General features: G+C 46.1%; 14 protein-coding genes. All 14 read left to right on the top strand.

Going from position 1 to position 15,168, the window contains the following annotated elements; genetic code table 11:
- Positions 1 to 7: 7 nt before the first annotated feature.
- The 14 genes from rsmH to BW931_RS04390 all read left to right on the top strand — a co-directional run bounded on the left by rsmH (position 8) and on the right by BW931_RS04390 (position 15,127).
- Entirely contained in the window at positions 8 to 985 is a 978-nt protein-coding gene (gene rsmH, locus BW931_RS04325; RefSeq protein ID WP_076570283.1) for a 16S rRNA (cytosine(1402)-N(4))-methyltransferase RsmH, read from the top strand.
- Complete coding sequence (gene ftsL, locus BW931_RS04330; RefSeq protein WP_008589745.1) at positions 982 to 1,350, top strand: cell division protein FtsL; 369 nt, start codon at positions 982 to 984, stop codon at positions 1,348 to 1,350. Before rsmH ends, ftsL begins: the two co-directional genes overlap by 4 nt.
- Before the next feature lie 19 nt (positions 1,351 to 1,369).
- Positions 1,370 to 3,511 carry a penicillin-binding protein gene (locus BW931_RS04335; protein WP_076570285.1) on the top strand — a complete coding sequence of 714 codons (2,142 nt, stop codon included), beginning with the start codon at positions 1,370 to 1,372 and terminating at the stop codon, positions 3,509 to 3,511.
- A 145-nt stretch (positions 3,512 to 3,656) separates the two neighbouring features.
- A complete protein-coding gene (locus BW931_RS04340) occupies positions 3,657 to 5,120 on the top strand; it encodes a UDP-N-acetylmuramoyl-L-alanyl-D-glutamate--2,6-diaminopimelate ligase (RefSeq protein ID WP_008589749.1) in 1,464 nt (487 codons plus the stop codon).
- 1 nt (position 5,121) lies between these two features.
- Positions 5,122 to 6,471, top strand: a complete 1,350-nt coding sequence (locus tag BW931_RS04345; protein ID WP_008589753.1) for a UDP-N-acetylmuramoyl-tripeptide--D-alanyl-D-alanine ligase — start codon at positions 5,122 to 5,124, stop codon at positions 6,469 to 6,471.
- A 36-nt stretch (positions 6,472 to 6,507) separates the two neighbouring features.
- Entirely contained in the window at positions 6,508 to 7,494 is a 987-nt protein-coding gene (gene mraY, locus BW931_RS04350; RefSeq protein ID WP_008589755.1) for a phospho-N-acetylmuramoyl-pentapeptide-transferase, read from the top strand.
- The gene (murD, locus tag BW931_RS04355; protein WP_076570287.1) at positions 7,491 to 8,831 is read left to right on the top strand and encodes a UDP-N-acetylmuramoyl-L-alanine--D-glutamate ligase; all 1,341 of its coding nucleotides are present in this window, start codon (positions 7,491 to 7,493) and stop codon (positions 8,829 to 8,831) included. Before mraY ends, murD begins: the two co-directional genes overlap by 4 nt.
- Positions 8,832 to 9,091: 260 nt before the next feature.
- Positions 9,092 to 9,925 carry a cell division protein FtsQ/DivIB gene (locus BW931_RS04360; RefSeq protein ID WP_076570289.1) on the top strand — a complete coding sequence of 278 codons (834 nt, stop codon included), beginning with the start codon at positions 9,092 to 9,094 and terminating at the stop codon, positions 9,923 to 9,925.
- Positions 9,926 to 10,097: 172 nt separating this feature from the next.
- Positions 10,098 to 11,432: a cell division protein FtsA gene (gene ftsA / locus BW931_RS04365; RefSeq protein ID WP_052034745.1), complete on the top strand. Its 1,335-nt coding sequence runs from the start codon at positions 10,098 to 10,100 to the stop codon at positions 11,430 to 11,432.
- A gap of 39 nt (positions 11,433 to 11,471) precedes the next feature.
- The gene (gene ftsZ, locus BW931_RS04370) at positions 11,472 to 12,617 is read left to right on the top strand and encodes a cell division protein FtsZ (protein ID WP_008589762.1); all 1,146 of its coding nucleotides are present in this window, start codon (positions 11,472 to 11,474) and stop codon (positions 12,615 to 12,617) included.
- 292 nt (positions 12,618 to 12,909) lie between these two features.
- Positions 12,910 to 13,704 (top strand): peptidoglycan editing factor PgeF, encoded by a 795-nt coding sequence (pgeF, locus tag BW931_RS04375; protein WP_076570291.1) that lies wholly within the window; start codon positions 12,910 to 12,912, stop codon positions 13,702 to 13,704.
- Between the two features lie 14 nt (positions 13,705 to 13,718).
- Positions 13,719 to 14,408, top strand: a complete 690-nt coding sequence (locus BW931_RS04380) for a YggS family pyridoxal phosphate-dependent enzyme (RefSeq protein WP_200802034.1) — start codon at positions 13,719 to 13,721, stop codon at positions 14,406 to 14,408.
- 2 nt (positions 14,409 to 14,410) lie between these two features.
- On the top strand, positions 14,411 to 14,851 hold the full coding sequence (locus tag BW931_RS04385) for a cell division protein SepF (RefSeq protein WP_076570294.1): 441 nt from the start codon (positions 14,411 to 14,413) through the stop codon (positions 14,849 to 14,851).
- A gap of 6 nt (positions 14,852 to 14,857) precedes the next feature.
- On the top strand, positions 14,858 to 15,127 hold the full coding sequence (locus BW931_RS04390; RefSeq protein WP_076570297.1) for a YggT family protein: 270 nt from the start codon (positions 14,858 to 14,860) through the stop codon (positions 15,125 to 15,127).
- The last annotated feature ends 41 nt before the right edge of the window (positions 15,128 to 15,168 follow it).

Consider the following 15,168-nt stretch of genomic DNA (forward strand, 5'->3'; position numbering starts at 1 on the left):
TGAGTGCATGTTTGACCATTACAGCGTATTAAAGACAGAGACGATTGAAAAATTGAATATCCGGCCTGACGGGGTGTACGTTGACTGCACACTCGGGGGTGGAGGTCACAGTAAAGAGATTGCCAGACAGTTGACGAGCGGTCATCTTTACGTGTTCGATCAGGATGTAAACGCAATGGAATCTGCGAGAGACTACCTTGCTGACTATGCATCCAACATTACGTTCATACCTTCGAATTTCCGACACTTGGAAGAAGAACTTCAGGCGCGGGGAGTAGAAGAAGTGGATGGCATCCTTTACGATCTTGGAGTATCAAGTCCGCAGCTGGACGTAAAAGAACGGGGCTTCAGTTATCAGCAGGACGCCCCGCTAGATATGCGCATGAATCAGACGGATACCGTCAGTGCGTATGAAGTAATTAACGAGTGGGCTTATGAAGACCTTGTACGCATATTTTTCAGGTATGGGGAAGAAAAATTTTCGAAACAGATAGCCCGAAAAATAGAGAAACAAAGAGAAAAAGCACCTATAACCTCTACAGGAGAACTGGTTGAATTGATTAAAGAAGGTATACCGGCAGCAGCCCGCAGAAAAGGCGGTCATCCTGCCAAACGTGTGTTTCAGGCTATACGTATTGCTGTAAACGATGAACTGGGGGCTTTTCTTTCCTCGCTTGATCAGGCAGCACGATACATATCTCTCGAGGGAAGGATAGCAGTTATCACCTTTCATTCCCTGGAGGACCGGATTTGCAAACAGGCATTCAAACATTGGAGTACAATACCTCCTCTTCCGAAAAATTTTCCTGTCATTCCTGAGGAGAAACAGCCTCCTTTCACTTTGATTACGAGAAAACCGATAGAAGCAGTAGAAGAAGAACTGGAAGAAAACCGCAGGTCGCGCTCGGCTAAACTGAGAGTAGTTGAGAAAGTGAGGCCCTGGTCAGAAGAATTTCACTTTGAGAAAGGGTGGAAAATGACGTGAGTATAGAAAAAATAAAACCTTATCATCAGCCCGAAAGAGAACCTGCAAAAAGACAGGTGAAAGTCAGAGTAAAAAAGAATAAATGGATAAGCAAGGGAGAAAAATACCTTTATTCCATTATCAGCGGCACAGTACTGTGTGCTTGTGCCTACGTAATCAGTTTTTCGAGTGCTACGGATACGCTTAACAGAGATATTGAAAGTCTTGAAGGAAAAGTTGAACAGCAGCAGTCTGTAAACAATTCGTTAACTTACGATGTAGAGCAACTCAGAAATCCGGAGAGAATTCTGAATGTTGCTAAAAAACATGGACTGGATATTGAACAGTCCCAGGTGAAACAGGCCACGGCCGTTTCTTCGAAATAACACTCAGGAGGCTCGCATCATGAAGCACAGAAACACATCACGTGGCGCTTCTCTACTCCTGATCATTTTCAGTATCGCCTTCCTTCTGATAGCAGGAAGGTTTCTTTACATACAGACTACCGGTAGTGTTCAGGGAGTCGATTTAGAAAAATGGGCCGAGAAAAAAAGAACAAGCTCCTATACTCTCCCTTCGGAACGGGGAGAAATCTACGGCAAAAACGGGATGGTTCTCGCTTACGATCGACCTACCTATCGCCTGCAGGCGATCGTAGACCCTTCCTACTCCGAAAATCTTCCCGAACCTAAACACGTAACCTCCCCTGAAGACGTGGGGGAAGTGGTGTCCGGACATTTGAATCTGGAAAAAGAAGAAGTAGTAAAGCGTATTAAAGAAGCTAAAAAAAGCGGGAAATTTCAGGTGGAATTCGGAAGCAAAGGCCGGGATATTGCAAAAGATGATAAAGAAGTGATAGAAGAAGCTTTAAAAGAGAAGTCTGTTTCCGGCGTAACGTTTGCTGAGGAAACGGAGAGGTATTATCCGAATGGTACTTTTGCTTCTCACGTACTCGGGTTTGCCAAGTCTACGGACGAAGGGGTTGAGGGTGTAACCGGAGTGGAGAAATCCATGGAAAAATACCTGGAAGGGGAAGACGGTAAAATCTCCTACAAACGTGATAAGTACGGTACGGAACTTTTGAATCCGGAAGAAGTATTACATCCTCCGGAGGACGGAGAAGATGTGTATCTGACGATAGACCAGAAAATCCAGACATTCCTTGAAGACGCTCTTACGGAAGTGGAAGAGAAGTATGAACCAAGTAAGATAATGGCGGGTGTCATGGACCCTGATACAGGGGAAATTCTGGCTATGGGGAATCGCCCCGCCTATGATCCCAATGACAGAAGCAATGTGGAGAATTGGTACAACGATATGATTGCCTACCCGTTTGAAGTAGGCTCGACCATGAAGATGTTCACATGGGCGTCTGCTATGGAGGCAGGAGTCTACGACGGCTCCGAAAAATTCAAGTCCGGAGCGTATTCCGTAGATGGCTCCACGATTTCCGATTACAACAGAACCGGGTGGGGGTCAATCTCATATGACGAAGGACTAATCAGATCCTCCAACGTTGCGGCGGCGAAGCTGGGTTACGAAAAGCTTGGGCCGGATCGTTTCGAAAAATATATCAGCAAATTCAACCTCAATGCAAAAACCGGCATCGATCTGCCGGGAGAGAAGACGGGTACTATTTTGAACGACCGTCCCATCGAGACAGTGACCACAGCTTATGGGCAGGGCTCGACAATGACACCGTTGCAGCTGCTGACAGCGGCAACTGCCATTGCGAATGACGGAAAAATGATGAAGCCTTATGTTTTTGATTCAATCAGGGAGGCTAACTCCAGTGATAAAATCACAGAAAACGAATCTTCCGTACTTGGAAAGCCGATCTCTGAAGAAACGGCAGAAAAAATGAGGAAACTGCTTCGTAAAGTGGTCAGTGATGAAAAAGGTACAGGTAAACCTTTTGCACTGGAGGATTTTAAAGTGGCCGGGAAAACAGGAACAGCCAACATATCCGAAGGTGGATATCTCTCCGGCAGAAACAATTACACATTCTCATTTCTCGGCATGGCTCCTGCCGATGACCCTGAACTGGTCATGTATGTAGCAGTCCGCCAGCCTCAGCTTGAGAATTCCGAAGTCGGTTCGGATGCTGTATCTCACGTATTTAAAACAGTAATGCAAAACAGTCTTCACTATCTTAATATTTCTCCGGAACAGAAGGAGAAATCAAAAGTGAAAATGATGGATATACCTGACCTGCAGGGAGCTTCTGTCGAAAAGGCGAAGACCGCGTTGAGCGGCTTTAAAGAAGTTACTGTTATAGGGGAAGGTGCCAGAGTAGAAGCGGTTCTGCCTGAAAGCGAAAAGGATGTCGTGAGCAGCGAGCATATTTTCGTTATTACAGGTCAACCGGAAATGCCTGATATGGAAGGCTGGTCCCAAAGGGAAGCGCAGCGACTGACCGATTACTTCGATATCCCCTTTGAGATGAAAGGGAACGGCTATATTAAGGAACAAAGTATCGAAGAAGGTTCCGATTTGACGAAGGTTAAACAGGTGGAAGTGCAACTTGAACCTCCCGAGGAAGGATAACGTCACGTTTGCGTTTTTATGAACAGAACGATTAAGGTAAAGACATCCGCTTTTAAGGCGGATGTTTTTTTGACCCAAAAGTACATAGGTTTTTGATATAATATACAGGAATGTGTAATCTACAAAGAAAGTTAGGATGAATGGGATGAAGTTAAATGAACTGATCGCCTGTCTTTCTTTTTACAGGAAGTATGGCGAAAACGACGTAACAATAACTGGAGTAACTATGGACTCCCGGGAAGTGGGTCCTGGAGATCTGTTCATATGTATCAGAGGGTTCAAAACAGACGGACATCAATATATATCTAAGGCTATCGAGCAAGGCGCGGCCGCGATAGTAGCGATGGAATATACTGAACTTGAAGACACTCCGCTCGTAGTGGTATCGGATACGAAGAGGGCCATGGCTCAGATAGCTTCCTGTTTCTATTCCGATCCGACATCAGGACTGGATTTGATAGGAGTTACGGGAACAAACGGAAAAACGACTGTTACCTACCTGCTGGATGAGATCTTTACCGAGGATCGGAAGTCCACCGGAGTAATCGGTACAATTCAGACTAAAATCAGCGAACAGACGTATGACGTATCGAACACTACTCCGGACGCGGTCAGCCTCAATCGCTTTTTTCACAAAATGACGGAGGAAGACGTCGATGTGGCAATGATGGAAGTATCCTCCCATGCCCTTGACCAGGGGAGAGTGTACGGCCTTGATTTTGATGTCGCTGTCTTTACTAATCTCAGCCAGGATCATCTGGACTATCACAAAGATATGGATGACTACCTGCGGGCCAAGTCCCTGCTTTTTTCCCAGCTCGGCAATCACTACGATAACGGGAAAAAGAAGTTTGCCGTAATTAACAGGGATGATGCTGCTGCGGACATTCTGATCAAGTCCTCAGCGCAGCCGGTATTGACTTACGGGCTGGAACAGGGGGATATCCACGCACTGGATATTCGCACGAGCGAAACGGGAATATCGTTTACAATGGTCACCCCGGCTGGTAATGTGGAAGTTTCAAGCAGCCTGATTGGAACATTCAGTGTGTATAATATGCTTGCTGCAGCAGGGGCAGCTATTGCCCGGGGGGTAGGTCTTGAAACGATCGCTTCCGCTTTTGCCAGGACAAAAGGAGTTCCGGGAAGGCTGGAACCTGTATCTGCAGGACAATCCTACGGCATCGTAGTCGATTACGCTCATACTCCCGATTCACTTGAGAATGTTCTGAAGACGTTGAAAGGCGTATGTGAAGGCGACCTCCGTGTAGTGATCGGTTGCGGCGGAGAAAGAGATACAGGAAAGCGTCCTGCAATGGCAGACATAGCTATGACGTTTGCAGACGACGTTTACTTCACTTCGGATAATCCAAGATCCGAAGATCCCGAATCGATATTGAACGATATGACTGACCACCTCTCCGGAGAATACCGGCGGATCACTGATCGTAAAGAAGCGATAAGAAGAGCCGTTACATCCTGCAGGAGTAAAGATATTCTGCTTATCGCCGGAAAAGGGCATGAAACATACCAGGAAATCAACGGGGAGAAAATAGATTTCGATGATCGTAAAATAGCCGAACAATCCGTTAAACAAGGGAGGATGTAATATGATAACAACGACTGAAGCACTTACCTCTATTTTTGAGGATTACAGAGGGGAAACCGGGGAAGATTCAACAATAGAGCACGTTATGACCGATACGAGATCCCCGCAGAAGCAGAGCCTGTTCATTCCGATAGCCGGAGAAAATTTTGATGCTCATTCTTTTTTGAATAAAGCTGTCGAAAACGGCGCGGTGGCGACACTGTGGGAGAAAGAGAAAGAACTTCCGGAAGATGTGCCGGAAAACTTTCCCGTTTTCTTTGTCGAGGATACTGTAAAAGCGATGCAGACTCTTGCGCAAAACTATATCAAGAACGTCGGACCTGCCGTTGTGGCTGTTACAGGGTCGAACGGCAAAACGACCACTAAGGATATTGCCGCTTCTGTACTTGCCCAGAAGTTCAAAACCCATCATACGGAAGGGAATCTGAATAACCATATCGGAGTTCCGCTCACGATTTTTTCCATGCCTGAGGATACCGAAGTCGCTGTAATCGAGATGGGGATGAACAATGCTGGAGAGATCGAAGTGCTGAGCAATATCGCCCGCCCTGATTACGCGATTATCACCAATATCGGGGAGTCTCATATTGAGCAGCTCGGCAGCAGGCAAAATATCGCAGGAGCAAAAATGGAAATTACAAAAGGTTTCCATGAGGGCAGCAGTCTTATTTTTGATGGAGATGAACCTTTACTTCGAGGAGTGGAAGGGACCGCCTGCGGATTCAGAGATCACGTCGATCAGAGGGCGAAAGGTATCTTCCTGCATGACGAAGGAAGCCGTTTCGAGGTGAATGGGGAGCAATACGAAGTACCTTTAGTAGGGAAGCACAATGTTAAAAACGCTTTGTATGTAGTGACACTTGCGCAGAAACTGGGAATGGACAGGGAAGAAATCCAGCTCGGTTTGAGACGGTTATCCATGACCGGCATGCGGCTTGAGAAACTTACGGGGTTGAACGGTGCCCACGTCTTCAATGACACTTACAACGCTTCTCCTACATCTATGAAGGCTGTAATCGAATTTGTACGGATGTACAATACGAAAAAACATAAAATTCTGGTGCTCGGTGATATGTTCGAGCTCGGTATGCATTCCAATGAACTACACGCTCAGGTGGCCGAGGCGATCAATCCTCAGATCAATGCAGTATTTACAATTGGCGGAGACTCGAAAGCCATCAGCGATAAAGTAGCGGGCAAGTTTTCATCCATTACAACCCGGCATTTCAAAGACCCGGAACTTCTTGCCGGGCAACTGAAAGAATTGATGACTGAAGACAGTATCGTACTCATTAAAGCTTCCAGGGGGATGAAACTGGAACGGATTGTGCAATCCATAACAAATGAGTAGTGCCGGTCGTGAAGGTTTAAGGAGGATATTCAGAAAATGAACGATTTATTATTATTGATGACAGCCGGAATAGCTTTTTTAATTACAGTAGCCCTTTTTCCGGTCGTCATCCCTTTTTTAAGAAGATTGAAATTCGGCCAGGAAATACGGGAAGAAGGCCCTTCTTCCCATCAGAAAAAAAGCGGCACACCGACCATGGGAGGAGTCATGGTACTGTTTGCAGTCGCAATCACGACTCTGCTGTTTCTTCCGTTCATACTCGGAGACGGGATAGGGAGGAAAACGGCCCTTCTTTTAATTGTTCTCCTGGGGTACGGACTTATAGGTTTTCTCGATGATTACATTAAAGTGGCTCTGAAAAGAAACCTGGGACTGACTTCAAAACAGAAAATGCTTATGCAGTTGGTAATTGCTGCAGTAGTTTATATTATTCTGCTGACGGGGGATTTCAGTACGACAATCAGCATCCCTGCGACCGATCTGTCTGTCGATTTGGGGGCAGGATATGGCATTCTGCTTCTCCTGATGCTCGTCGGGGGCTCCAATGCTGTTAATTTGACTGACGGACTTGATGGACTGCTCGCAGGTACAGCATCTATCGCTTTTGGTGCTTTTGCCATTTTAGCGTGGACAGTTGCCGGGGACGTGGAAACTGCTCTGTTCTCCATTTCCATTGTAGGGGCGCTTCTTGGCTTCCTTGTATTTAACGCTCACCCCGCAAAAGTTTTTATGGGGGACACGGGGTCTCTTGCTCTCGGAGCTGCGATAGCTATGATCGCCATAATTTTGAAAATGGAACTTCTGCTCGTTATTGTCGGAGGTGTGTTTGTACTGGAGACCCTGTCTGTAATTATCCAGGTAGCTTCTTTCAAACTTACCGGTAAAAGAGTGTTCAGGATGAGCCCTCTTCATCACCATTACGAACTGAAAGGCTGGTCAGAGTGGAAGGTAGTCACTGCTTTCTGGATAGCCGGATTGCTTTTTGCTGCTCTCGGATTATCGATGGAGGTGATGGCAGGATGAAACACTTAAAAGGTTTTCCTTATAAAAAAGCTTTGGTGTTAGGTCTTGCCAAAAGCGGTTTTGCAGCTGCAGACCTTCTGCATACCAGTGGAATTGACGTGAAAGTCAATGACCTGAACGCGGATTCCACAGGGGAACAGGCTGTGAAACTTGCAGATGCAGGCATCCCGTTAATTACAGGAAGCCATCCTTTCGAACTCCTTGAGGATAGAGAGGTTGTCATAAAAAATCCGGGCATACCATATGAAAATGAAATGATCATGGAAGCTTTAAGGCGGAATATTCCTGTTATTACGGAAGTGGAACTGGTAACTTATCTGCATGACGGTCCCATTATAGGCATTACGGGATCGAATGGTAAAACGACCACCACTACTCTTGTCCACCGCATGCTTGAAGAAGACAGAAGAAACGTGCGCGTCGCCGGGAATATCGGGGAGGTAGCGTGTGAGGTGGCACGAAGGACAGGGCCGGAGGACACGATGGTTATTGAGCTTTCGTCTTTCCAGCTTCTCGGTATCGACAAATTACGTCTCCATACAGCTGTGTGGCTTAATATTTTCGACAGCCACCTGGATTATCATAAAACAAGAGACAACTACATCGAAGCCAAGTCGAGGATCATGAAAAATCAATTGGAAGAGGATTCCTTTATATTCAACAACGACGACAGCATCGTTTCCACTTTCCGTGAAAAATCTGTGGCTGCAGCGGTGCCTTTTACGCTGGAGGAGAACGGTCGTGGAGCGAGTGCCGATGAGAACCACGTATATTTTGACGGGGAGATCGTCGCAGACCGAAAGAAAATCGTGCTCGTCGGGGAACATAACCTGCAGAATTGTCTGGCTGCCGTTGCAGCCTGTAAGAGCGCAGGGGTTACCAATGAGGCTATTCAGGCAGTTCTTTACAGCTTTCAGGGGGTGGAACATCGCCTGCAGTACGTAGAGGAAAAAAAGGAGCGCTATTTCTATAACGACTCCAAGGCTACAAATATCCGGGCTACGCGTTATGCGCTTGAAGCGTTTGAAAACCCTGTTATATTACTGGCCGGAGGACTGGATCGCGGAAACTCTTTTGACGGACTCGCCCCTTACCTTAAAAACGTGAAACACTTAGTTGTGTTCGGGGAAACAAGTGCCAAACTTGCAGAAGTGGCCGGGCAGCTGGACATCCCCTGCACTCCGGTGGATTCCATGGAAGAAGCTGTGGCCAGAGCATACCGGAATTCAAAAGAGAACGATGTCATTCTGCTCTCCCCGGCGTGTGCAAGCTGGGATCAGTATCGTACCTTTGAGGAACGGGGTAATAAATTTGTAGAAGCTGTGGGCAACCTCTGAATATGATATGCAACAGGCCCCACCCCCTCTTCAGGGATTGGGGTTTTGTTGAAGCAGGTCTCTTCCATTTTCGGAACCTTCTGCCCCCGGATTTTTAAACGGCTTGGCCGAAAGAAGAACCGGACTGAAACAATAGTCTAATTTTTTTGATTTTCCTTCAATTATCGACTACGTAGAAGCTTTTATGTGTGATACAATAAAAGGGATTGCAACTGTACCGTTCAGGCGTTATACCTGCACGTACATAAGGAGAGCCTGAGATGAAGAAAGAAAAGAATGTCGTTTCAATTGAAGAGCGCATGCCTCAGTTGAAAGAACGAAGAAAAAAGAAAGCTGCCCGCCAGCTGATTTTTTACCTGATTCTCCTCTCTCTGCTGATAGGGATTGTAATATATCTTCAATCTCCACTTAGTCACGTAAGGTATGTAGAAGTAAAAGGAGATGAAGACCTGACTAAGAGTGAAGTCAAAGAAGTTAGTGGTATAACCGGGACGAGTAATTTATGGGGAATAGACCCGAAAGCTGTTTCCGATAAAATAAAAGGGCTTCCGGAGGTCAGCAGTACGGAAGTTAGACGCACCCTGACCGGAGGTATTGAAATTTCACTGGATGAGAAACATAGAATTGCCTACGTTAAGGTGGAGGAACAGTTTGCTCCGATCCTTGAGGACGGAACGATACTCGGGGACGCCCTCGTCGAAAATCCGGGCGGAGACGCTCCTATCTTCTACGGCTTCCCGGATAATAAACATTTAACGAAATTGGCTAAAGAACTGAATTCCTTACCCGCCAGCGTTTCGAACTTGATTTCCGAAATCCACTGGATGGACGAAGACGAACGGGACAGAGTACGGTTGTACATGAGTGACGGGTACACGGTAATAGCATCCGTCCGGCAATTTTCCGAAAAGATGCCCAGTTATCCTTCCATCGTTTCCCAATTGGATCCGGATGCGGAAGGGGTTATCCATGTAGGTGTAGGGACGTACTTTGAGTCATACGCCGGTGGTGACAAAGAACAACTGGAAACGGAAGAGGAGCAGGGAAATATCCCGTCAGAAGAAAGTCCGCAGGAGCGGGAGGAAGAAGGCTGACGTTCTGCCGAAGTTGTAAACCAGTGAAAGACCGGATGTGGCTTTATATTGAGACAGTGAACACACCGGGCAGTTGAACAAAAACAGTATTCAAAAAGAAATTATTCATTACAGTTGATTAAATCAACCGGTTCTGAAAAATGTTATCCTTATACTGGATGGAATATTTTTTATGGTCGTTTACAGGAGGTGCGCCAGATTGAATAATGAAAAAGAAATACTCGTGAGCCTGGATGTAGGCACGAGCGAGATAAAAGCAATAATCGGGGAGGTAGCCAATGATTCCCTGAACGTAATAGGGGTAGGAACGGCTCCTTCTCTCGGAATGAAAAAAGGTGCCATTGTAGATATTGACAAGACTGTCCAGTCTATCCATTCTGCAGTGGATCAGGCCGAACGTATGGTGGATATGAAAATCGACCGCGTAGTCGTAGGAGTGAATGGCAACCACGTACAGTTGCAAAACTGTCATGGGGTCGTCGCCGTGTCGAGTGAAGATCGTGAAATCGAAGATGAAGATATCGCCAGGGTTATAGATGCGGCACAAGTCGTCTCGGTCCCGCCGGAAAGAGAAATCATAGATGTAATCCCGAAAGAATTCATCGTGGATGGACAGGATGAAATAACGGATCCACGGGGAATGATAGGCGTCCGGCTCGAGATGGAAGGAACGATCATCACATGTACTAAAACAGTGTTGCATAATACATTGCGCTGCGTGGAAAGAGCCGGGCTCGAGGTGATTGATGTATGTCTCCAGCCTCTGGCAACAGGCACTGCTGCACTGTCGGAGGATGAGAAACACCTCGGGATAGCGCTTATGGATGTAGGAGGAGGATCTACGACCATCTCGGTGTTCAAAGAAGGACACCTCGTCGGCACAGCTATGATCCCCGTGGGAGGCGACAATATTACTAAGGATTTGTCAGTAGGCCTGCGGACCTCCACAGAAGAAGCTGAAAGTATCAAAGTGGAACATGGCCATGCGTTTTATGAGGATGCGAACGAACAGGAGACATTTTCAGTAAACATTATCGGAAGCAACCAGCAGGAAACTTACAATCAGGTAGATATCTCTGATATGATTGAAGCCAGAATGGAAGAAGTGTATGTTATGGTGGCAAAAGAATTACAGCGCATGGGAGTCCAGGATCTTCCGGGCGGTTTCGTGCTTACAGGAGGATCTATGAACATGCCGGGAGTTCTCGAGCTGGCTCAGGACGTTTTCAGTGCAAATTTAAGACTTGCAGTTCCTGATTACCTGGGCGTACGTGACCCTAAATATACGAGTGGGGTCGGTACCTTGCAATTTGCTTACCGCAATGCGAAAATACAAGGGAAAGATATCTTCCCGAGTGTGCAGAATATAGGGGAACCTGCTAAAACTGCACCGAAACAGCCGAAAGCTCAAAAACCAAAACAGAAATCCCAAACACAAAAGCAACAATCATCAAAAGAAAAAGAAGAAACAGGTTTTTCAAAATTTATTAAAGCATTTTTTGATTAAAATAAAAGAATGTGATAAGTCGGTTAGGAGGAACGAATGATGTTAGATTTTGATACGAGCATGGATCAGTTAGCAACCATTAAAGTCATTGGAGTTGGGGGCGGTGGTTCAAACGCTGTCAACCGTATGATAGAACATGGGGTTCAGGGTGTTGAGTTCATCGCAGTAAACACGGATGCTCAGGCTCTGAATATGTCGAAAGCAGAAGTGAAAATGCAGATAGGCAACAAGTTGACCCGAGGTCTTGGCGCAGGAGCAAACCCTGAAGTAGGAAGAAAAGCAGCAGAAGAAAGCAAGGAACAGCTCGAAGAAGCGCTTCAGGGGGCTGACATGGTGTTCGTTACCGCCGGAATGGGCGGAGGAACAGGCACCGGAGCAGCACCAGTCATTGCTCAGGTGGCTAAAGAAGTCGGAGCTCTTACCGTCGGTGTCGTGACGAGACCGTTCAGTTTCGAAGGAAGAAAACGTTCGACGCAGGCAACCGGAGGAATCGACAGTTTCAAAGGGAGTGTTGATACACTTATCGTCATTCCGAACGACAGATTGCTTGAAATCGTAGACAAGAATACCCCTATGCTTGAAGCGTTCCGTGAAGCAGATAACGTACTTCGTCAGGGTGTGCAGGGTATTTCGGATCTCATTGCGGTACCTGGACTGATTAACGTCGACTTTGCTGATGTGAAAACGATCATGGTGGACAAAGGGTCCGCGTTAATGGGGATTGGTATTGCTACTGGAGAAGACAGAGCTGCAGAAGCAGCCAAAAAAGCTATTTCCTCTCCACTTCTGGAAACTTCCATCGATGGTGCCCACGGGGTACTGATGAACATCAGCGGAGGTACGAACCTCAGCCTGTATGAAGTTCAGGAAGCAGCAGATATCGTTACTTCTGCAGCTGATCAGGAAGTTAACGTCATCTTCGGATCTGTGATTAACGAAAATCTTAAAGATGAAATCGTAGTTACAGTAATTGCTACCGGTTTTGATGAAGCTCAAATGAAAGAAGGGCAGAACAAGCCGAGACAGCGCAACATCAATCAGCAGCAGACATCATCCGAGCCCCGTCATAGAGAGGAATCTCCGAGACGTGAGACGAGAGAACCTCAAAATGAAGAGCAGCCGTCTCAGGAAGAAGATACACTGGATATACCAACCTTCCTTCGTAACAGAAACAGAAGAAGATAATTAATCCTGACTTCCGTCCCTCTAAGGGCGGAAGTTTTTTCTTATTATCGGAAAAAGCGCGCAGCGTGACCGATTGCCGGTGTGTTTGTAAACCTTTAGGAATATGACATGTATTTAAGTGAAATAGGGAATAAGTTATAGAGTAATATATGAAGCTGCCTTTTGGCTTTCAGTGAGGATAAATTGGTATATCATTCTTCACAGGCTACAGAATCCTGTAGGGAATATTGGCGTTGGTAAAGCATACGTGGCTAACATGTGGTAAAATGGGAATCAATAGAGGTGTTGCGTTATGTTTGTTTCGTCATCAGAGAAATTACTGACATTCAACTGGAAGAGCCCGGAAGTGTCTGCCGGGTTCACAAAACGTAAAGGCGGGTACTCTCCCTACCCCGAGGGATCGTTGAATCTTGGTCTGCATATTGGTGATGACCCGGAACGCGTGGTCAAAAACCGGGAAGTAGTAGCGGAAGAGATAGAGGTACCTTTGGAAAGATGGGTTTTTCCAGAGCAGGTACATGGTACGAAAGTACAGACGGTGACCGCAGAGGACCGGGGAAAAGGTGTAAAAGATCTGGAATCAGCTGTGCAGGGAGCAGACGGGTTGATTACGAAAAGTGAAAACACACTTCTCGCCGGTTTTTACGCCGACTGTGTTCCGCTTTATTTCAGCGATAAACAGACCGGCTGGATAGGACTTGCTCATGCCGGCTGGAAAGGGACAGTGAATCACATGGCGGGAGAAATGATTGAAGCCCTGGTTACGGAAGGGGCGGAAAGGGAATCGATCGAGATGGTGATCGGCCCTTGTATCTCCAAAAGTAACTATATCGTGGATAATAATGTGGCTCAACAATTCTCGGAGAAATACAGAAATGACGTACTTCAGCTTGTAGATACGAATACATGGAAATTAGATCTTAAGCGGATGAACAGATTAATCGCTTTAGAGCATGGTCTTGGCGAAGATAGAGTGTACAGCACTGATCATTGTACATATTCAGATGAGGAGCTGTTTTTTTCACATCGCCGGGACCGGGGCAATACAGGGAGAATGCTCGGGTATATTGTCAAGTCTCGCTGTTGAAAGGAGCAATGACAGTGAACGTAAAAGAAAATGCAGCTATTATTGAAGATTCTATTGAACGGGCCTGTTCTAAAGTTGAACGGAATCCGGACGAAGTGACAACGATAGCAGTAACAAAGTACGTAAGCACAGAAAGAGCCAAAGAGGCTATTGAAGCGGGAATTGTAAATCTTGGAGAGAACCGGAAAGAAGGTTTTCTTGAAAAGTATTCCCAGATCAAAGACGAGGCCAAGTGGCACTTTATCGGATCGCTTCAGTCGAAGAAAGTGAAAGATGTGATAGGACAGATAGACGTCCTCCATTCTCTGGATCGCAAGTCTTTAGCTAAAGAAATCGATAAACGGGCAGAGACTGCTGTGTTCTGTTTCGTTCAGGTGAATATAAGCGGAGAGGATTCGAAGCACGGGTTGGAAGCGGAAAATGTTCTTCCATTTATACAAATGCTTGAGGATTATCCGAAAGTGAGAGTGATCGGGCTCATGACCATGGCCCCTCATGTAGAAGATGAAGAAAAACTGCGTGCAACATTCAGACAGTTACGCGCCCTCCGGGATAAGGTGAGGAATGAGAATATGGCGCACGCTCCCTGTGAGTATCTTTCCATGGGTATGAGTAACGATTATACTATTGCAATCGAAGAAGGGGCCACCCACATACGGATCGGTACAAGTCTTGTAGGCAACGAAACTTATGGAGGTGAGTGATCATGAGTATGAAGAATAGATTCAAATCTTTTTTCACACTGGATGAAGATTATGAATACGTCGAAGAAGACGCTTATGAAGAAAACGAAACCGGGCAGCCGGAGGAGAATAGCAGAAGTAATAAACAGCAGAACGTCGTTAGTTTGAAAAGTGCCCAGCGATCTTCTAAAATGGTTTTACATGAACCGAGAAATTATAGTGAAGCGCAGGATATTGCGGATGAACTCGTAAGTCATCGCGCAGTGGTCATAAATCTCCAGCGGGTGGAGCGGGACCAGGCGAAACGGATAGTGGACTTTTTGAGCGGAACAGTTTACGCTATTGGAGGAGATATTCAGAAGCTTGGATCTCAGACATTCCTATGTGTGCCGGAAAACGTTGAAATTTCAGGTTCCATCTCCGAAATAATGCAGAACGAGGACGAATTTAACAGAAGGTGGTAATGCTTTGTGGGTTTGATATTTTCTCTTTTAACACGTGCGATTGATATATACGTCTTGTTATTGTTTATCTACATTTTGATGTCCTGGTTCCCGGGAGCAAGAGACTCCAGTTTCGGGCAGGGACTGGCCAGAGTGACGGAACCATTTCTGGAGCAATTCCGCAGATTTATCCCGCCACTCGGTATGATTGATATTTCTCCGATAGTTGCGATTTTAACTTTGAATTTCGCCTCAAGAGGGATTCAGCAGTTATATATCATGTTAGTGGTCGCATAAGAAAGAACAGAAGCTGAAGTTTCTGTTCTTTTTTCTTTATT

The organism is Salimicrobium salexigens (genome assembly GCF_900156705.1).
Lineage (GTDB): Bacteria > Bacillota > Bacilli > Bacillales > Halobacillaceae > Salimicrobium > Salimicrobium album.